Here is a 19,180-nt window from a genome sequence, read left to right as displayed (position 1 = left end):
ATGCCCGCGCACGCCGCCAGCGTCGCCGCGGCGGCGCCCGCGCCCGCGGCCAGCGCCGCCGCGCCCAAGCCATCCGAAGCGCACCCGGCCGCAGCCAAGCCGGCCGCCATCACCCGGCCGTTGCCGCCGGCCGGGCCGGTGCACGCCGAGCCGCTGGGCGAGGAGATGCCGTGGTACCGGCAGGATTGGGTGCTGCCCGCCGGCGGTGCGGTGGCCGTGGGGCTGATCCTGCTCGGCCTGCTGCGCCTGGCGCGGCGTCCGAAGCGCGCACCCGAGGCGGCGGCCGCGGGCATTTCCAGCCAATTCGGCGATTCGCCGCTGGCGGACGCGCACGGCGGCGACACCGCCTACGGCGAGGAAGAGGGCACGCTGATCGCGCAACTGGCGGAGCATCCGGACGACATCGGCCTGCACCTCGAACTGGCCAGCCTGTACTACGCGCATCGCGACGCCGAGCGCTTCGAGGCGGCCGCGGAGGCGATGCACGCCCACGTCAGCGATCCCGAGCAGCCCGAATGGCAGGAAGTGCGGGCGATGGGCGAGGAGCTGGCGCCGCAGCATCCGCTGTTCGCGCCGGCAGCGGGCGCAGCGCCCTCGGCGCCGCAGGCCGTCGCGCCGGAGGACGAGAGCGGTGCGCTGGAGAGCTTCGATCTCGGACAGTACGCGGATGCCGAGGCGGAAACGCCGCCGCCCGCCGCCGCCGCCGCGCGCAGCGAATTCAGTTTCGATTTCGACCTGACGCCGCCGTCCCCGCCCGCAGTGCCGGGCGAACCGGCGGTGCAGCCGCCGGTGGCCGGCAGGAGCCAGGGCTTCGATCTGCCGCCGCTGGACTTCGAGGAGCCGTCGGCGCCCGCAGAGCCGGCGACCCCGGGCGAAATGGAGGCGATGCCGTCGTTCGACCTCGGCGATCTCGGCCAGACGCCCGCGCCGGCCGCGGCCGCAGCGGCGACGCCGGCGGAGGCCGGCTACGGCGACGATCCGGTCGACACCAAGCTGGATCTGGCGCGCGCCTACCTCGACATGGGCGATCCGGACGGCGCCAGGGCGATGCTCGAGGAAGTGATGGCCGAGGGCAGCGCCAGGCAGAAATCCGAGGCGCAGAAGCTGCTCGGCGAGATCGGCTGAGCTGGCACGCGAACGCTACGGGCCGCGACCCGCCGGTCGCGGCCCGTGTTTTTTGCGTCGTGCCGCGCTTGGCCGCACGCGTCGGCGCGATTAGCCTTCCCGTCTCCCGTCTCCCGTCTCCCGTCTCCCGTCTCCCGTCTCCCGCGCATGCGCATCGCCCTCGGCATCGAATACGACGGCACCGATTTCCTCGGCTGGCAGCGGCTGTCGCACGGGCGCAGCGTACAGGCCGAGATGGAGGCGGCGCTGTCCTTCGTCGCCGCGCATCCGGTCGAGGTGACCTGCGCCGGCCGCACCGACGCCGGCGTGCACGCGCGCTGCCAGGTGGTGCATTTCGACACCGGCGCCGAGCGCAGCATGCGCGCCTGGACACTGGGGACGAACACGCGGCTGCCGCCGGCGGTGGCCGTGCGCTGGGCCTGCCCCGTGGCCGACGACTTCCATGCGCGCTACGCCGCGCGCGCGCGGCGCTACCGCTACGTGATCCTCAACCGCCCGGCGCGGCCGGCGCTGGAGGCGCGCTACGTCGGCTGGGAGCGCGTGGCGCTGGACGCGGCGGCGATGCACCAGGCGGCGCAGGCGCTGCTCGGCGAGCGCGACTTCTCCGCGTTCCGCACCATCGCCTGCCAGGCGCGCTCGCCGATGCGCGAGCTGCGCGAGATCGGCGTCGCGCGCGAGGGCGACAAGGTGATCGTCGAAGTCGAGGCCAACGCCTTCCTGCACCACATGGTGCGCAACATCGTCGGCTCGCTGCTGGTGGTCGGCCGCGGCGAGCGGCCGGTGCGCTGGATCGCCGAGCTGCTGGCCGGCCGCGACCGCAGCGCCGCCGGTCCGACCGCGCCGGCGGCCGGGCTGACCTTCCTCGGTCCGCGTTATCCGGCACAATGGGGCCTTCCCGACGAAGTGAGCCGGTGAGGCCGAGGTGCGCGTACGCGTCAAATGCTGCGGGATCACGCGGGTGGAGGACGCGCTGGCGGCGTCGCGCCTCGGCGCCGACGCGGTCGGGCTGATCTTCACGCGGCGCAGCCCGCGCTACGTCGACCCGCGGCAGGCGGCGGCGATCCGCATGGCGCTGCCGCCGTTCGTCACCGCGGTGGCGCTGTTCATGGACGACGACGTCGCCTGGGTGGCGCAGGTGCTGAACGCGGTCAAGCCGGACCTGCTGCAGTTCCACGGCGCGGAGCCGGCGGCGTTCTGCGAGATCTTCGCGCGGCCCTATCTCAAGGCCGTGCCGATGGCCACGGTGGGCGACCTCGGCGCCTACGCCGCCGCGCACCCGCGCGCGGCCGGTTTCCTGCTCGACGCGCACGCGGCGGGCGAGGCGGGCGGCAGCGGGTGCACGTTCGACTGGACGCGCGTGCCGCGCGATTTTCCGCGGCCGCTGGTGCTGGCCGGCGGACTGACGCCGGACAACGTCGGCGACGCCGTGCGCGCCACGCGGCCGTGGGGCGTGGACGTCTCCAGCGGCGTGGAAAGCGCGCCGGGGGTCAAGGACGAAGCGAAGCTGCGCCGCTTCCTCGACGAAGTCCGGCGGGCCGAAAGCGGATTGTTCGACGCGGATGGACGCGGATGAACACGGATAAGAAACAGCGTCATGTTCGTGGCGCTATCCGCGTCGATCCGCGCCAATCCGTGTCCAAGATTGAAGCCATGAACATCGAGAAGCCGATCGATTTCCACGCTTATCCCGACACCCACGGCCGTTTCGGGCCGTACGGCGGCGTGTATGTCGCCGAGACGCTGATGGCGCCGCTGGAGGCGCTGACCGAAGCCTACCTGCGTCTGCGCGGGGATGCGGAATTCCTCGCCGAGCTGGACCGCGACCTCGAACACTACGTCGGCCGGCCCAGCCCGATCTACCACGCCGAGCGGCTGTCCGCGCACGTCGGCGGCGCGCGCATCCTGCTGAAGCGCGAGGACCTCAACCACACCGGCGCGCACAAGATCAACAACACCGTCGGCCAGGCGCTGGTGGCCAGGCGCATGGGCAAGACGCGCATCATCGCCGAGACCGGCGCCGGCCAGCACGGCGTCGCCAGCGCCACCGTGGCCGCACGGCTCGGTTTGAAGTGCGTGGTGTACATGGGCGCGGTCGACATGGAGCGGCAGGCGATCAACGTCTACCGCATGAAACTGCTCGGCGCCGAAGTGGTGCCGGTTACCTCCGGTTCGAAGACGCTGAAGGACGCGCTGAACGAGGCGCTGCGCGACTGGGTGACGAATGTCGCCGACACCTTCTACATCATCGGCACCGTGGCCGGCCCGCACCCGTATCCGATGATGGTGCGCGACTTCAACGCCGTCGTCGGCCGCGAGGCGCGCGCGCAGATGCTGGCGGAATACGGCCGCCTGCCGGACGCGATCACCGCCTGCGTCGGCGGCGGCTCCAATGCGATCGGGCTGTTCCATGCCTTCCTCAACGACCGTGCCGTGCGCATCGTCGGCGCCGAGGCGGCGGGCTTGGGGCTGGCCAGCGGCCATCACGCGGCCTCGCTGGCCGCCGGCCGGCCCGGCGTGCTGCACGGCAACCGCACCTACGTGATCTGCGACGACGACGGCCAGATCGCCGAGACGCATTCGATCTCCGCCGGCCTCGACTATCCCGGCGTCGGCCCCGAGCATGCCTTCCTCAAGGACACCGGCCGCGCCGAGTACGTCGGCGTCACCGACGACGAGGCCCTGCAGGCGTTCCACCTGCTGGCGCGCACCGAAGGCATCCTCGCCGCGCTGGAGTCCAGCCACGCCGTCGCGCAGGCGATCAAGCTGGCGCGCGAATACCCGAAAGACGCGATCGTGCTGTGCAACCTGTCGGGGCGCGGCGACAAGGATGTGCATACGATCGCGCAGCGCGAGGGGATCACGTTGTGAGGTTGTCAAAGGTCAAAGGTCAAAGGAATGCGTTGCGCTGCCGTGTTCTCTAATTGACTTTCGACCTTTGACTTTTGACGCTCCGAATCCATGAACCGCATCGACCAACGCTTCGCCGAACTGAAAGCCGCCGGCCGCACCGGACTGATCCCGTTCGTCACCGCGGGCGATCCCTCGCCCGACGGCGTGGTGCCGCTGCTGCACGCGCTGGTCGCTGCCGGCGCCGACCTGATCGAGCTGGGCGTGCCGTTCTCCGATCCGATGGCCGACGGTCCGGTGATCCAGCACGCCAGCGAGCGCGCGCTGGCGAAGGGGGTGGGACTGGAGGCGGTCCTCGGCTGGGTGCGCGCGTTCCGCGCCGACGACGCGGCGACGCCGATCGTGTTGATGGGCTACCTCAACCCGATCGAGATCCACGGCTACGAACGTTTCGCCCGCGAGGCGGCGGACGCCGGCGTCGACGGCGTGTTGCTGGTGGATTGCCCGCTGGAAGAGGCCGCTACCAGCGCGGCGATCCGCGCCGCCGGCCTGCGCCAGATCTGGCTGGCCGCGCCGACCACCGCCGCGGCGCGGCTCGAGCGCCTTTGCGGGGCCGCCGAGGGTTTCCTGTACTATGTCTCGTTCGCCGGCATTACCGGCGCGGCCAGGCTGAGCGTGGCGGAGATCGAGTCGCGTGTGGCGGCGATCCGCGCCAGGGCGCGGGCGCCGGTGGCGGTGGGCTTCGGCGTGCGCGACGCGGCCAGCGCCGCGGCCATCGCCGCCTTCGCCGACGCGGTGGTGATCGGCAGCGCGCTGGTGGAGCGCCTGGCCGGCAGCGCCGACGCCGAAGAGGCGTGCGCGCGGGCGGGCGCGTTCCTGGCGCCGATCCGCAGCGCGCTCGATGCGCGCACCGCGCATGCGGCCTGAAGACGACAAGCGCGACAACGCCGCGGCGGCTCCCGGGCCCGCGCGGCAGAAGGAAGAGGTCAACGACGTGAGCTGGCTGCAGAAACTGGTGTCCTCGCGCATCCGCACGCAGAGCAACGGCGGCAAGGGCAAGGTGCCGGAAGGCGTGTGGGAGAAGTGCGGCGGCTGCGGCACGGTGCTGTACCGGCCGGAGCTGGAGCGCAACCTGATGGTGTGCCCGAAATGCGCGCACCACCACGCCATCGGCGCGCGCGTGCGCCTGGCGGCGTTCCTCGACGAGGGCAGCGGCGTGGAGATCGCGGCCAACCTCGCTCCGGTCGACGCGCTGAAGTTCAAGGACTCGAAGAAATACCGCGACCGCATCGCCGCCGCCGAGAAGAGCACGGGCGAAAAAGACGCGCTGATCGCCATGCGCGGCACGCTGAAGGGCCGGCCGCTGGCGGCGTGCGCGTTCGAGTTCAGCTACATGGGCGGCTCGATGGGCTCGGTGGTCGGCGAGAAGTTCACCCGTGCCGCCGAACTGGCGCTGGAAGAGCGCATGCCGCTGGTGTGCTTCTCCGCCACCGGCGGCGCGCGCATGCAGGAGGGCCTGCTGTCGCTGATGCAGATGGCCAAGACCTCGGCGGCACTGGCGCGCCTGCGCGACGCCGGCGTGCCGTACATCTCCGTGCTGACCCATCCCACCACCGGCGGCGTCTCCGCCAGCCTCGGCATGCTCGGCGACATCAACGTCGCCGAACCGAAGGCGCTGATCGGCTTCGCCGGCCCGCGCGTGATCGAACAGACCGTGCGCGAAACCCTGCCGCCCGGCTTCCAGCGCTCGGAGTTCCTGCTCGAACACGGCGCGCTCGACCTGATCGTCGACCGCCGCGAGATGCGCGACAAGCTGGCCGACCTGCTGGCCATCCTGACGCGGCAGCCGAAGCCGGCCTGACGCTCCGGCAGGAGATTCGCAATGCCCGGCTCAGGGACCGCGCGGCGCGTTGCCGGTGCGCGGCGGGCCGATACGTGCGCAATCGCCTCGAGCTCGCTCGCGCCTCCGAGCCTCGCGGGCCGCCAGGATGGCGGCCTGACGGGGCCCCTCGGGCGCGGCGGGAGCGTGGAGGGTCGATGGCCCGCCAGTTCGCCCTCGGGGCAGGAAGCCCTGTCGGCGAGTCCCCGCAGCATTCTCGCGGACCCGGAGGGCGCGCCGGCATGGATGCCGGGCCGGGACGGCGCATCAGGGACGCATGCTGGCCAAGCGTCGGGGTGCGATAGACAACAAGCAAGGGAAAGTCGCCCGCTCGCGGCAGCGAGCGGAACAAGACGGACTGCGTGAGCATCACGGGCAGGCGCCTGGCGGCGCCGCCCTCGCCCCGACCCTCTCCCACCCGGGGCGGGAGAGGGAGACAGGCGCTGTGCGCGTTCGCGAACACGCGAGACGGACGAGAGGGCATGCGGGGATTGCGAATCCCCGTGTGCGGCCCCACCATCGCGCCCCGGCCGTCTCCCCGCGTCTCTCCCGATGACCCGCACCCTCGAACAGTGGCTGGACTACCAGCAGCGCGTGCATGCGCTCGGCGTGGATCTCGGGCTGGAGCGCGTGCGCGCGGTGTGGCAGCGCATGGGCGCGCCGCGGCCGGCGACGGTGGTGATCACGGTCGGCGGCACCAACGGCAAGGGTTCGACGGTGGCGTTCCTGGAGGCGATGCTGGCCGCGGCCGGCAAGCGCGTCGGCTGTTACACCTCGCCGCACCTGCTGCGCTACAACGAGCGCGTGCGCATCGACGGCGCGGATGCCGAAGACGCGGCGTTGGTCGCCGCCTTCGAGCGCATCGAGGCGGCGCGCGGCGAGATCCCGCTGACCTATTTCGAGTTCGGCACGCTGGCGGCGCTGGACCTGTGCGCGCGCGCCGCGCTGGACGTCGCCGTCCTGGAGGTGGGGCTGGGGGGACGGCTCGACGCGGTCAACATCGTCGATGCCGACGCCGCGATCGTCACCACCATCGGCCTCGACCACATGGACTGGCTGGGCAACGACCGCGACAGCATCGGCCGCGAGAAGGCCGGCATCTTCCGCGCCGGGCGGCCGGCGGTGATCGGCGAGGGCGATCCGCCGCGCGGCCTGCTGGAAGCGGCCCGCGAGCGCGGCGCGCGCGTGCTGCGCGCGGGGCGCGATTTCCATGCGCAAGCATTGGACGAAGGCTGGCGCTGGCACGGCTGGCGCGAAGGCGCCGGCGCGCCGCCCGCGCTCGAACTGCCGGCGCCCGCGCTGGAAGCGCCGTGCCAGATCGCCAACGCCGCGGCGGCCGTGGCCGCGCTGTACGCGCTGCGCGAGCGTCTCGGCTGGGACGCGCGCGCGATCGCCCGCGGCATGACGGCGGCGCGCGTGCGCGGCCGACTGGAACATCTCGGCGGCGACCCCGAACTGGTCGTCGACGTCGCCCACAATCCGCAGGCGGCGGCGGCGCTGGCGGCGTGGCTGGACGCGCATCCGCCGCGCGGCCGCGTGCTGGCGGTCTACGGCGCGCTGTCCGACAAGGACGTCGCCGGCGTCGGCGCGGCGCTGGGGGCGCGCGTCGCCCACTGGCATCTCGGCGGGCTGGCGGCGGAAACGCCGCGCGGCCTGCCGGTGGACGAACTGGCGGCGCGGTTGCGCGCCGGGCTGCCGGAGGCCGCGTTCAGCGCGCACGCGGACATGGCGGCGGCGCTGGCCGCGGCGCGCGCCGCGGCGCGGCCCGGCGACCGCATCCTCGCCTTCGGTTCGTTCCATGTCGCCGCGGCGGCGCTGCGTGCGGCGGCGGCCGCACCGGCGCCGGCCCGCGCGCGGGTATAATTCCGCGACGATCGCTGCGAGGCCGCCCATGGAGCCTGCCCTGAAACAGCGCCTGCTGGGCGCCGCCGTGTTGATCGCGCTGGCGATCATCTTCGTGCCGATGTTCTTCTCCGGCGAGCCGCCGAAGAGCGCCGGCCAGGACACCACGGTCAGCCTGGACATCCCGCCGGCGCCCGATCGCGAGCTGCAGAGCCGCACCCTTGCCGTCGCGCCGGAAGGCCTGCCGGCGCCCGCGGCCAGCGCGCCGGCGCCCGCCGCGCCCGCCGGCATCGCCGCGGCCGACAAGGTGACCACGGTCGAGGTGCAAAGCCGCAAGCCGGCCGACGTGCATCCCGAGAACGACACCGCGTCGGCGGCGCCGGCACCCGCTGCCGAACCGGCGAATCCGCCGGCCGCGGCGCCGCCGACCCCGGCGCCGCCGGCGCCGAAGTCGGCGCCGGCCGTCAAGCCCGCCGTGTCGTCCGCTCCCGGCGCCGCAGCCGGCGGCCGCTACGCCGTCAGCCTCGGCGTCTACGGCGACCGCGCCAATGCGCAGGCGCTGCTCGCCAGCGCGCGCAAGCTCGGCCTGCCGGCGCGCGGCGAAGCCGCGGAAGTGAACGGCAAGGCCGCCACCCGCGTCAGCCTGGGGCCGTTCGAAGACCGCGCCGCCGCCGAAGCCGCGCGTCTCAAGTTCAAGGGCGCCGAGCCGAAAGTGCCGGCGGCCGTCGTCGCCTACGCCGCCGACCAGGCGGCGGACGCGCCCGCCGCCGCGCTGCCGGCCAATCGCGCCGGCGCCTGGGCGGTGCAGCTCGGCGCGTTCGCCACGCAGGAGGAAGCGCTGAAGCTGCGCGACCGCCTGCGCACGGCCGGTTTCGACGCGTTCGTCGACGACGTCGCCGCCGGCGGCGGCAAACTTTGGCGCGTGCGGGTCGGACCGCAGGCGCAACGCGGCGGCGCGGAGACGCTGCGCGACCAGATCGCGGCCAAGGTCGGCATCAAGGGCATCGTCGTCACCCAGCCATGACGGCGGCGGCGCAGGCGCGCGCATGAACTTCGCGGACTACCTGATCCTCGGCGTGCTCGGCCTGTCCGTGCTGTTCGGGCTGTGGCGCGGCCTGATCGGCGAGGTGCTGGCGCTGGCGATCTGGGCGGCCGCGGCCGTGGTGGCGTGGTTGTTCGGCCCGGCGCTGGCGCAGATGTTCGCCGCACGCGTCGAGTTGCCGTCGCTGCGCCTGCTGCTGGGCTACGGCCTGTGCTTCGTCGGCGTGCTGCTGGCCGGGATGCTGCTCGGCTTCGCGGTGCGCAAGCTGGTCGAGGGCAGCGGGTTGTCCGGCAGCGACCGCATGCTCGGCATGGTGTTCGGCCTGCTGCGCGGCCTGGCGGTGGTGACGCTGGCGGTGCTGCTGCTGGGCTTCACGCCGTTCCCGCGCGACCCGTGGTGGCGGCAGTCGCAGCTGCTGCCGAGCTTCGAGCGCGCCGCGGTGTGGTTGTCGGCGCGGCTGCCCGAGGACGTGAACAGATACCTGGAATACGGCGCGCGGGCCTTGCCCGTGCCGCATCGACCCCCATCTCAGCCGCAGGCGCCGCAGGGCGTGCCGGCGGCGCGGCAGACCTGAAGGCATCCAACCATGTGCGGAATCATCGGCATCGTCGGCACCCACGGAGTGGCCCCGGCGCTTTACGACGCGCTCACGGTGCTGCAGCACCGCGGCCAGGACGCGGCCGGCATCGCCACCGTCGACGGCGCGCGGCTGCGCCTGCACAAGGGCAACGGCCTGGTGCGCGACGTGTTCCGGCAGGAGGACATGCTGAAGCTGCCGGGCCACATCGGCATCGGCCACTGCCGCTATCCGACCGCGGGCTCCGACCAGGTCGACGAGGCGCAGCCGTTCTACGTCAACTCGCCCTACGGCATCGCCTTCGCGCACAACGGCAACCTGATCAACACCCAGCAGCTGCGCCGCGAGGTGTTCGAGGACGACCGCCGCCACATCAACACCGACTCCGACTCCGAGATCCTGCTGAACCTGCTGGCGCACGAGCTGCAGATCCAGGAGCGCATGGCGCTGACGCCCGACCACATCTTCAAGGCGGTCGCCGGCGTGCACGCGCGCGCGCGCGGCGGCTACGCCTGCGTCGCGCTGGTGCTGGGCTTCGGCCTGCTGGCGTTCCGCGATCCGCACGGCATCCGTCCGCTGGTGCTGGGCGAGCGCGTCACGCCGGAAGGGCGCGAGTATGCGGTCGCCTCGGAGTCGGTCGCGCTGGACATCCTCGGCTTCCAGCGCCTGCGCGACATCGCGCCGGGCGAGGCCGTGTTCGTGACGATGAACGGCCAGCTGCACGCGCGCCGCTGCGCCGAGGGTGCGGTGCACGCGCCGTGCATCTTCGAATACGTCTACCTGGCGCGACCGGACTCGATGATGGAGGACGTGTCGGTGTACAAGGCGCGCCTGCGCATGGGCGAGAAGCTGGCCGCCAAGATCCGCCGTCTGCGTCCGCAGCACGGCATCGATGCGGTGATCCCGATCCCCGACACCGCGCGCACCGCGGCCAGCACGCTGGCGCAGGAGCTCGGCGTGCCGATGCGCGAAGGCTTCGTCAAGAACCGCTACATCGGCCGCACCTTCATCATGCCGGGGCAGGGCGAGCGCAAGAAGTCGGTGCGCCGCAAGCTGAACGCGATCGGTCTCGAGTTCCGCAACAAGACCGTGCTGCTCGTCGACGACTCCATCGTGCGCGGCACCACCTCCAAGCAGATCATCCAGATGGCGCGCGAGGCCGGCGCACGGCAGGTGTACTTCGCCTCGGCGGCGCCGCCGGTGCGCTTCCCCAACGTCTACGGCATCGACATGCCGGCCGCCAGCGAGCTGGTCGCGCACGGCCGCAGCGAGGAGGAAGTGCAGGCGGAAATCGGCGCCGACTGGCTGGTCTACCAGGACCTCGACGACCTGATCGCCGCGGTGGCCGAGGGCAACGACAAGCTGAAGCACTTCGACACTTCCTGCTTCTCCGGCGAGTACGTCACCGGCGTCGAGGACGGCTATCTCGCCCAGCTCGAGTTCCTGCGCTCCGACGAGGCGAAGGCGAAGCGGCGCAGCGCCTGAGGCCGCCCGCGGGCGGGCCCCGCATCGCGCCGCGCGGCCCTGCAGGAGCGAGCGCGCGCGATCCGGGATGACGATGTACGCCGCAAGTCGCCTGCACGCAGGCGCCTGCCGTGTGAGCGGATGATGGCCGATACGACCGACCTTTTCGTCGCCGCGCGGCGCTGCCTCGATTGCGGCGATCCCGCCGCCAAGGCGGCGCTGACGCGCGAGGCGGCTGCGGCATTCGCGGTCGGCGCGCTCTCCGTTCCCGCGGATGCGCCGCCGCCCACGCCGATCGGCGCGCCGGGCCGGCCGGCGCGTCCGCGGCTGGTCGCGCCGCGCGATCTGCCGCAGCGCGGGCTCGCCAGCGCGGAGGGACGCGCGGCGCTGGTGCACGCGGTCGCGCACATCGAGTTCAACGCGATCAACCTGGCCTGGGATGCGGTGTACCGCTTCCGCGGCATGCCCGCCGACTACTACCGCGACTGGGTCGGCGTGGCGGCCGACGAGGCGCGCCATTTCGGCATGCTGGCCGCGCGCCTCGGCGAACTCGGCCACGCCTACGGCGACTTCGACACGCACAACGGCCTGTGGGAGATGGCGGAGAAGACCGCGCACAGCGTGCTGGCGCGCATGGCGCTGGTGCCGCGCGTGCTGGAAGCGCGCGGCCTCGACGTGACCCCGGGCATGATCGTGCGGCTGCGCGCGGCGGGCGACGAGGCCACGGCCGCCATCCTCGAGGTGATCCTGCGCGAGGAAGTCGCGCACGTCGCCGCTGGCACGCGCTGGTTCCGCTGGTGCTGCGGCCGCGACGGACTGGAGCCGCGCGCCGCCTTCGAGCGCCTGCTGGCCGAATACATGCGCCAGGGCCTGAAGGGGCCGTTCAACCTGGAAGCGCGCCGCGCCGCCGGCTTCAGCGAGGACGAACTGCGCGGCCTGGCCTGAGCCGCGCCGTCGCGCGGCTTGCATCCCGGCGGCCGCGACCGTAGCTTGGTCTCCTGCGTGCGGCCGTGAACGCGGTCGCCGCGCGAGTCCCTGCCCATGCCGCTCGATGCCTTCCATCCCGCCGTCGCGGCCTGGTTCCGCGGCGCCTTCGGCGCGGCGACGCCCGCGCAGGAGCGCGCGTGGCCGGCGATCCAGTCCGGGCGCCACGCGCTGATCGCCGCGCCGACCGGCTCCGGCAAGACCCTCGCCGCCTTCCTCGCCGCGATCGACGCGCTGGTGCGCGAGGGCATCGGCCGCGGCCTGCCGGACGAGACGGCGGTGGTCTACGTCTCGCCGTTGAAGGCCTTGTCGAACGACATCCATCTCAATCTCGAAGTGCCGCTCGGCGGCATCCGCGCCGAACTGGAACGGCTCGGCCTGCCCGACGTCGACATCCGCACCGCCGTGCGCACCGGCGACACGCCGGCGACCGAGCGCACCTCGATGCGCAAGCGGCCGCCGCACATCCTGGTGACCACGCCGGAGTCGCTGTACGTGCTGCTCGGCTCCGAGTCCGGGCGGCGCATGCTGGCCGGCACGCGCACCGTGATCGTCGACGAGATCCACGCCCTCGCCGGCAGCAAGCGCGGCAGCCACCTCGCGCTCAGCCTGGAACGCCTGCAGGCGCTGTGCCCGCGGCCGCTGGTGCGCATCGGCCTGTCGGCGACGCAGAAGCCGGTGGAGGCGATGGCGCGGCTGCTGGTCGGCACGCGCATCGACGGCCGCGACGGCCAGGGCTGCGAGATCGTCGACATCGGCTATACGCGCCGGCGCGACCTCGCCATCGAAGTGCCGCCGGTGCCGCTGGAAGCGGTGATGTCGAACGACGCGTGGGCGCTGATCTACGCGCGCCTCGCCGAGCTGGTCGAGGCGCACCGCACCACGCTGGTGTTCGTCAACACGCGGCGCATGGCCGAGCGCGCCGCGCGGCACCTCAGCGAACGCCTCGGCAAGGACGCGGTGGCGGCGCACCACGGCAGCCTGGCGCGCGAGCAGCGCCTCGACGCCGAGCGCCGCCTGAAGCGCGGCGAGCTGCGCGTGCTGGTGGCGACGGCGTCGCTGGAGCTCGGCATCGACATCGGCGACGTCGATCTGGTCTGCCAGCTCGGTTCGCCGCACAACATCGCCGCCTTGCTGCAACGCGTCGGCCGCTCCGGGCACTTCGTGGGCGGCACGCCGAAGGGAAGGCTGTTCCCGCAGTCGCGCGACGACCTGGTCGAGTGCGCGGCGCTGCTCGACTGCGTGCGCCGCGGCGAGCTGGATGCGCTGCGCGTTCCCTCGCGGCCGCTCGACGTGCTGGCCCAGCAGATCGTCGCCGAGGTGGCCTGCCGGGAATGGGAAGAGGACGCCCTGTACGCGCTGTGCTGCCGCGCCTGGCCGTACGCCGCGCTGACGCGCGAGGCGTTCGACGACGTGGTGCGCATGCTGGCGGAAGGCTTCAGCACGCGCCGCGGCGCGCGCGCCGCCTACCTGCACCGCGACGCCGTGCATGGCCGCCTGCGCGGGCGGCGCGGCGCGCGCCTGACCGCGGTCACCTCCGGCGGTACCATTCCCGACACCGCCGATTACGCCGTGCTGCTGGAGCCGCAGGCGCAGGTGATCGGCAGCGTCAACGAGGATTTCGCCGTCGAGAGTTCGGCCGGCGACATCTTCCAGCTCGGCAACGCCTCCTACCGCATCCTGCGCATCGAACCCGGCCGCCTGCGCGTCGAGGACGCCAAGGGGATGCCGCCGACCATCCCGTTCTGGCTGGGCGAGGCACCGGGACGCAGCGACGAGCTGTCGGCGGGCGTGGCGCGCCTGCGCGAGGAAGTCGAGCGGCGGCTGGACGCCGGCCTCGACGCGGCGGCCGCCTGGCTGGTCGACGAAGTCGGCATCGTGCCCGCCGCCGCGAAGCAGCTGGTCGAGTACCTCGCGCGCGCCCGCGCCGCGCTGGGCGCGCTGCCGACGCAGCGCACGCTGGCGATCGAGCGCTTCTTCGACGAATCCGGCGGCATGCAGCTGGTGATCCACGCGCCGCTCGGCAGCCGCATCAACAAGGCGTGGGGGCTGGCGTTGCGCAAGCGCTTCTGCCGCCGCTTCAATTTCGAGCTGCAGGCGGCCGCGACCGAGGACGCGATCGTGCTGTCGCTGTCCACCAGCCACAGCTTCCCGCTGGCCGACGTCGCCCGCTACCTGCATTCCTCCAGCGTGCGCGACGTGCTGGTGCAGGCGCTGCTGGACGCGCCGCTGTTCCCGGTGCGCTGGCGCTGGAACGCGACCACGGCGCTGGCGTTGCCGCGCTTCGTCGGCGGCGCCAAGGTGGCGCCGCAGTTGCAGCGCATGAAGAGCGAGGACCTGCTGGCCGCGGTGTTCCCCGACCAGGTGGCCTGCGCGGAGAACATCGTCGGCGAGCGCGAGATTCCCGATCACCCGCTGGTGCGGCAGACGCTGGACGACTGCCTGCACGAGGCGATGGACCTGGATGGCCTGATCCGATTGCTGCGTGGCATGGAATCGGGCGAGGTGCGCGTGATCGTCCGCGACCTGCCGGAGCCGTCGCCGCTGGCGGCGGAAGTGCTGGGCGCGCGGCCCTATGCCTTTCTCGACGATGCGCCGCTGGAGGAGCGCCGTACCCAGGCGGTGCTCAGCCGGCGCTGGAGCGACCCGGAATCCGCCGCCGACCTCGGCCGCCTCGACCCGCCGGCGATCGAAGCGGTGCGCGCCGAAGCCTGGCCGGAAGCGCGCGACGCCGACGAGCTGCACGAGGCGCTGATGGGCGTCGCCTTCCTCACCGTCGGCGAGGCCGCGCGCGACGCGGCGTGGCCGACGCTGCTGCGCGCCCTGGCCGCCGACGGTCGCGCGACGCGGTTGTCGTTGCCGAATGCGCGCGAAGCGCTGTGGGTCGCCACCGAGCGCCTGCCGCTGCTGCGCGCGGTGCACGCGGACGCGGAACCGCGGCCGGCGGTGCGCGTGCCGGACGAATTCGCCCGCGTCGCCTGGACGCGCGAGGGGGCGCTGGTCGAGGTCGTGCGCGCGCGCCTGACCGCGCTCGGTCCGACCACGGCCACCGCGATCGCCGCCTCGCTCGCGGTCGCCAGCGGCGACATCGACGCCGCGCTGTTGCGCCTGGAATCCGAGGGCTACGTGATGCGCGGGCGTTTCACGCCCGAGGCGGCCGCGGACGAGTGGTGCGAGCGCCACCTGCTGGCGCGCATCCATCGCTACACCGTGCATCGCCTGCGTCGCGAGATCGAGCCGGTCGAGGCGCGCGACTTCATCCGCTTCCTGATCGAGTGGCAGCACGCCGGCCCGCGCACGCAGGTGTCCGGGCCGGAGGCGCTGGCCGGCGTGGTCGCCCAGCTCGAAGGCTACGAGGCCGCGGCGGCGGCGTGGGAGGCGGAGCTGCTGCCGGCGCGCGTGACCGACTACGGCATCGCCTGGCTGGACGACCTGTGCCGCTCCGGGCGCCTGGCGTGGACGCGCCTGAAGGGCCGCGCCGCGGCCGCCGCCGAGCGTGCCGCCGGCCCGGTGCGCGGCACGCCGATCGTGCTGCTGCCGCGGCGCGCGCTGGCGCTGTGGACCTCGCTGGCGACGCCGGCGGCGGCGCAGCCGTCGTCGCGCGCGCAGGCGGTGCTGGAGCACCTGCAGCGGCACGGCGCGTCGTTCTTCGACGAGATCGCCGACGCCACGCGGCTGCTGCAAACCGAACTGGAAGACGCGCTGGGCGAACTGGTCGCGCGCGGCCTGGCGCACGCCGACAGCTTCGCCGGCTTGCGCGCGCTGCTGGTGCCGGCCTCGAAGCGGCCTTCGGCGCACGGCCGGCGCGGCCGCCGCGTGCCGCTGTTCGGCATCGCCGACGCCGGCCGCTGGGCGCCGATCCGCGCGGCGGAATCCGCCGAGCTCGCGCGCGACGGCCACGATCCCGACACGCTGGAGCACGTCGCGCGCACGCTGCTGCGCCGCTACGGCGTGGTGTTCTGGCGCCTGCTCGAGCGCGAGGCGGACTGGCTGCCGCCGTGGCGCGAACTGCTGCGCGTGTACCGTCGGCTGGAGGCGCGCGGCGAGATCCGCGGCGGGCGCTTCGTCGCCGGTTTCGTCGGCGAGCAGTTCGCGCTGCCGGAAGCCGTCGGCCTGCTGCGGCAGACGCGGCAGCGGGCGGGCGAGGGCGAACTGGTGTGCGTGTCCGCCTGCGATCCGCTCAACCTGGTCGGCATCCTGACGCCGGGCGCGCGCGTGCCGTCGGTGCCGGGCGCGCGCGTGCTCTATCGCGACGGCGTGCCGGCGGCCGCGCTCGGCGGCGGCCAGGTGGCGCTGCTGGACGAGACGCTGACGCCGGAACAGCAGCGCGCCGCGCGCCGCCTGCTGCTGCGCGAGCCGGGTGGCGCGGCGACGTTCGAGCGCGCGTAGCGCTCAGCCCGGCGGCAGCCCGCGCAGCTCGGCGCCGCCGGCGTCGACGCGCAGCACGGAGCCCTGTTCGTACCAGTCGCCCAGCACGATGCGCTGCGCGGGCGCGCCGTCCAGCGCGAAGTCGTGGATCGCCGGGCGGTGGGTGTGGCCGTGGATCATGCGCCGCACGCGGGCGGCGCGCAGCGCGTCGGCGACCGCCCCGGCATTGACGTCCATGATGGCGTAGTCGGCGCTGCGCGCGTGCGCGCGGCTGGCGGCGCGCGCCTGCGCGGCGAACGCCTTGCGTGCGGCCAGCGGCTGGGCGAGGAATTGCCGCTGCCACTGCGGATCGCGCACCTGGCGGCGGAACGCCTGGTAGGCGGCGTCGTCGGTGCACAGCGTGTCGCCGTGCAGCAGCAGGGTGGGCGTGCCGTGCAGGTCGACCACGCTGCCGTCGGCGAGCAGCGTCATGCCGGCGCGGCGCGCGTAATCCTCGCCGAGCAGGAAGTCGCGGTTGCCGGCGACGAAATACACCGGCACGCCGGCGTCGCGCACGCCGCGCAGCGCCGCGGCGACGCGCGCCGGCAGCTCGGCATCGTCGTCGTCGCCCACCCAGGCCTCGAACAGGTCGCCGAGGACGTACAGCGCGTCGGCGGCTCGCGCCTCCTCGGCGAGGAAGCGCTCGAACAGCGCGGTGATCGCCGGGCGCGCGTCGTCGAGATGCAGGTCGGAGACGAGGAGCGTCGCCACGCGCTCAGCGCTTCTTTCCGGCCGCAGGTTTGGCGGCAGCAGGAGCCGCGACGCTGGCCGCCGCCGCGGGCGCGGGCAGCAGCTCCGCCTTCTCGATCACCACCAGCGGGCGCGGCACGTCGCCGGCGAACGGGCCCTGCGGCGCGGTCGGCAGGTCCTGGATCCTGTCCACCACGTCCATGCCGGCGACCACCTTGCCGAACACGGCGAAGCCCCAGGTCAGGCCGCTCTGGTTGCTGACGTAGTCGAGACGCGGGTTGTCGACCACGTTGATGAAGAACTGCGCGGTGGCCGAATTCGGGTCGGCGCCGCGCGCCGCGGCGATGGTGCCGCGCAGGTTGCTGAGGCCGTTGTCGGCCTCGCTGGCGATCGGCGCGCGCGTGCGCTTCTGCGTCAGGTCGCGGGTGAAGATGCCGCCCTGGACCAGGTAGCCCTTGATCACGCGGTGGAAAACGGTGCCGTCGTAGAAGCCGTCCCTCACGTACTGCAGGAAGTTGGCGACCGTCTTCGGCGCGCGGTCGGGGAACAGCTCGACGGTGATGTCGCCCATGCTGGTGCGCAGCAACACGCGCGGATGCTCCGGCGCGGAGGCCTCGACGGCCGGCTTGGTCGCGGGCGGCGTCGACGCCGGCGCCGCCGGCTTGCCGGCCTGCGCGAAGGCGGCCGCGGGAACGGCGAGGGCGAGGGCGAGGATCAGGCGTTCGAGCATGGGGCGCACCTGCGTAAGCATCCGCGCATGATACGCAGGCGGCGAGGAATCGTGTAATCGACGGGGCGACGTCGACGCCCGCTTTGCGAGGCCGTTGCCGGGGGCGCCTGCACGCAGGCTCCTGCAAGGGGCGGCCAGGCGGTGTGGGAGCGGGCGTGCCCGCGACGGGGCCGCGCGCGGGGCGGCCGCCGACGTCGCCTGCACGCAGGAGCTCCCACAAGGGCTTCGGCGGGCGGAGACGGAAGGTGCGACGGCGCCGCTGCGGACTACAGCGGCGCGATGTCCAGCGCCGCGCCGAGGTCGGCGAAGTAGCCGCGTTCCTGGTCGAGGTCGGCGACGGTCAGCGGGTGCTGGTCCAGCCAGTCGGCGGGCAGGGCGAGACGCAGCTTGCGCGCGCTGGCGTGCGCGTCGAACGGCGGCAGCGGTTCCGGGCGGCGGGCGCGGCGCAGCAGCACGGCGAGGCGCAGCAGGGTGGCGATGCGGCGCGCGGGCTGGCGGTAGCGCGCGGGCAGCGCCGCCAGCAGGTCGGTGTCAGGCTTGCGCCGATGGCATTCGACGATCGCCGCCAGCACCTGCTGCTCCTGCCGGCTGAAGCCGGCGAGGTCGGCGTTGCGCAGGATGTAGCCGGCATGACGATGATGCTGGCTGTGCGCGATGGCGAGGCCGATCTCGTGCACGCGCGCGGCCCATGACAGCCACTCGCGCGCTTCTTCGTCCAGCTCCCAGTCCGCCGCGACCGCATCGAACAGCGCCAGCGCGCTGGCCTCGACGCGTTCGGCGTGCGCGCGGTCGACGCCGTAACGCTGCGCCAGCGACGCCACCGTCGCCGCGCGCGGGTCGGCGCCGGCGGCGCGGCCGAGCATGTCCCACAGCAGGCCTTCGCGCATCGCGCTCTCGCAGACCTGCAGCACGTCGATCGCCAGGGCATCGAACGCGGCCTCCAGGATGGCGATGCCGCCGGCGATCACCGGCACGCGCTCCTCGGCCAGGCCGGGCAGGCGGATGCGCTCGGCGTGGCCGGCGTCGAGCACGGCGTCGCGCAGCACGGCCAGCGCCGCGCGGGTGATGCCGCGGTCGGACAGCTCCAGCGCCTGCACCACGGTGCCGATCGCCTTGGCGGTGCCGGAAGAGCCGTAGGCCTCGTGCCAGCCGGCTTCGCGGTAGGTGGCGGCGAACTGCTGCAGCAGCACGCCGATTTCCTGCTGCGCGTGCTGCCAGCGCTTGCGGGTGATCTTGCCGTCGGGGAAGAAGCGCAGCGTGGAGGCGACGCAGCCGACCTGCACGCTTTCGGTGTGCAGCGGCTCGAGCTGGCGGCCGATGATGAACTCGGTGCTGCCGCCGCCGACGTCGATCACCAGCCGCTGGCGCGGCGAGGCAGGCAGGGCGCGCGCCACGCCCTGCCAGATCAGGCGCGCCTCCTCGCGGCCGGAGACGACCTCGATGGGATGGCCGAGCGCGGTCTCGGCGGGCACCAGGAAGGCCTGTGGCGCGCGCAGCTGGCGCACGGTGTTGGTGGCGACCGCGCGCACGCGGTGCGGCGGCAGGCCGGCGATGCGCTGGCCGAAGCGCGCCAGCGAGGCCAGCGCGCGCGCG

15 protein-coding genes are annotated in these 19,180 nt (G+C 73.6%); 12 read left to right on the top strand and 3 right to left on the bottom strand.

What is annotated here, in order from left to right:
• From MBSD_RS15585 to MBSD_RS05210, 12 genes are all read left to right on the top strand, one after another.
• Positions 1-1,125 (top strand): FimV C-terminal domain-containing protein (locus MBSD_RS15585; protein ID WP_062535750.1); only part of this gene is annotated, 1,125 nt, incomplete at its 5' end.
• Positions 1,126-1,272: 147 nt separating this feature from the next.
• Positions 1,273-2,040 (top strand): tRNA pseudouridine(38-40) synthase TruA, encoded by a 768-nt coding sequence (gene truA, locus MBSD_RS05260; protein WP_062535748.1) that lies wholly within the window; start codon positions 1,273-1,275, stop codon positions 2,038-2,040.
• A 7-nt stretch (positions 2,041-2,047) separates the two neighbouring features.
• Positions 2,048-2,698: a phosphoribosylanthranilate isomerase gene (locus MBSD_RS05255; RefSeq protein WP_062535746.1), complete on the top strand. Its 651-nt coding sequence runs from the start codon at positions 2,048-2,050 to the stop codon at positions 2,696-2,698.
• 77 nt (positions 2,699-2,775) lie between these two features.
• Positions 2,776-3,993, top strand: a complete 1,218-nt coding sequence (gene trpB / locus MBSD_RS05250) for a tryptophan synthase subunit beta (protein WP_062535744.1) — start codon at positions 2,776-2,778, stop codon at positions 3,991-3,993.
• A 90-nt stretch (positions 3,994-4,083) separates the two neighbouring features.
• A complete protein-coding gene (gene trpA / locus MBSD_RS05245) occupies positions 4,084-4,899 on the top strand; it encodes a tryptophan synthase subunit alpha (protein ID WP_062535742.1) in 816 nt (271 codons plus the stop codon).
• 67 nt (positions 4,900-4,966) lie between these two features.
• The gene (gene accD / locus MBSD_RS05240) at positions 4,967-5,833 is read left to right on the top strand and encodes an acetyl-CoA carboxylase, carboxyltransferase subunit beta (protein ID WP_062535754.1); all 867 of its coding nucleotides are present in this window, start codon (positions 4,967-4,969) and stop codon (positions 5,831-5,833) included.
• Between the two features lie 570 nt (positions 5,834-6,403).
• Positions 6,404-7,714 (top strand): bifunctional tetrahydrofolate synthase/dihydrofolate synthase, encoded by a 1,311-nt coding sequence (gene folC, locus MBSD_RS05235; protein ID WP_062535741.1) that lies wholly within the window; start codon positions 6,404-6,406, stop codon positions 7,712-7,714.
• Positions 7,715-7,742: 28 nt separating this feature from the next.
• Positions 7,743-8,717, top strand: coding sequence for an SPOR domain-containing protein (locus tag MBSD_RS05230; RefSeq protein ID WP_062535740.1), 975 nt, complete (start codon positions 7,743-7,745; stop codon positions 8,715-8,717).
• Positions 8,718-8,739: 22 nt separating this feature from the next.
• Entirely contained in the window at positions 8,740-9,309 is a 570-nt protein-coding gene (locus MBSD_RS05225; RefSeq protein ID WP_062535738.1) for a CvpA family protein, read from the top strand.
• 12 nt (positions 9,310-9,321) lie between these two features.
• Positions 9,322-10,797, top strand: a complete 1,476-nt coding sequence (gene purF, locus MBSD_RS05220; protein ID WP_062535736.1) for an amidophosphoribosyltransferase — start codon at positions 9,322-9,324, stop codon at positions 10,795-10,797.
• A 123-nt stretch (positions 10,798-10,920) separates the two neighbouring features.
• On the top strand, positions 10,921-11,721 hold the full coding sequence (locus MBSD_RS05215; protein ID WP_062535752.1) for a ferritin-like domain-containing protein: 801 nt from the start codon (positions 10,921-10,923) through the stop codon (positions 11,719-11,721).
• 96 nt (positions 11,722-11,817) lie between these two features.
• Positions 11,818-16,149, top strand: coding sequence for a DEAD/DEAH box helicase (locus tag MBSD_RS05210; protein ID WP_062535734.1), 4,332 nt, complete (start codon positions 11,818-11,820; stop codon positions 16,147-16,149).
• A 3-nt stretch (positions 16,150-16,152) separates the two neighbouring features.
• Here the strand turns inward: MBSD_RS05210 and lpxH are convergent, their stop codons facing one another.
• The 3 genes from lpxH to MBSD_RS05195 all read right to left on the bottom strand — a co-directional run.
• Positions 16,153-16,878, bottom strand: a complete 726-nt coding sequence (gene lpxH / locus MBSD_RS05205; RefSeq protein WP_062535733.1) for a UDP-2,3-diacylglucosamine diphosphatase — start codon at positions 16,876-16,878, stop codon at positions 16,153-16,155.
• Positions 16,879-16,882: 4 nt separating this feature from the next.
• Positions 16,883-17,587 carry a peptidylprolyl isomerase gene (locus MBSD_RS05200; RefSeq protein WP_062535732.1) on the bottom strand — a complete coding sequence of 235 codons (705 nt, stop codon included), beginning with the start codon at positions 17,585-17,587 and terminating at the stop codon, positions 16,883-16,885.
• Between the two features lie 266 nt (positions 17,588-17,853).
• On the bottom strand, positions 17,854-19,180 hold a 1,327-nt coding region (locus MBSD_RS05195), incomplete at its 5' end, for a Ppx/GppA phosphatase family protein (protein ID WP_062535730.1).

This window comes from Mizugakiibacter sediminis (genome assembly GCF_000953855.2).
Taxonomy (GTDB): domain Bacteria; phylum Pseudomonadota; class Gammaproteobacteria; order Xanthomonadales; family Rhodanobacteraceae; genus Mizugakiibacter; species Mizugakiibacter sediminis.
This window is presented reverse-complemented; position numbering and strand designations above follow the sequence as displayed.

Excerpts from the sequence above, each read along its gene's own strand:
- MBSD_RS05200 (WP_062535732.1), bottom strand. The coding sequence starts at position 17,587 with ATGCTCGAACGCCTGATCCTCGCCCTCGCCCTCGCCGTTCCCGCGGCC.
- trpA (WP_062535742.1), top strand. The coding sequence starts at position 4,084 with ATGAACCGCATCGACCAACGCTTCGCCGAACTGAAAGCCGCCGGCCGC.
- trpB (WP_062535744.1), top strand. The coding sequence starts at position 2,776 with ATGAACATCGAGAAGCCGATCGATTTCCACGCTTATCCCGACACCCAC.
- folC (WP_062535741.1), top strand. The coding sequence starts at position 6,404 with ATGACCCGCACCCTCGAACAGTGGCTGGACTACCAGCAGCGCGTGCAT.
- purF (WP_062535736.1), top strand. The coding sequence starts at position 9,322 with ATGTGCGGAATCATCGGCATCGTCGGCACCCACGGAGTGGCCCCGGCG.
- truA (WP_062535748.1), top strand. The coding sequence starts at position 1,273 with ATGCGCATCGCCCTCGGCATCGAATACGACGGCACCGATTTCCTCGGC.
- MBSD_RS05210 (WP_062535734.1), top strand. The coding sequence starts at position 11,818 with ATGCCGCTCGATGCCTTCCATCCCGCCGTCGCGGCCTGGTTCCGCGGC.
- MBSD_RS05225 (WP_062535738.1), top strand. The coding sequence starts at position 8,740 with ATGAACTTCGCGGACTACCTGATCCTCGGCGTGCTCGGCCTGTCCGTG.
- MBSD_RS05230 (WP_062535740.1), top strand. The coding sequence starts at position 7,743 with ATGGAGCCTGCCCTGAAACAGCGCCTGCTGGGCGCCGCCGTGTTGATC.
- MBSD_RS05215 (WP_062535752.1), top strand. The coding sequence starts at position 10,921 with ATGGCCGATACGACCGACCTTTTCGTCGCCGCGCGGCGCTGCCTCGAT.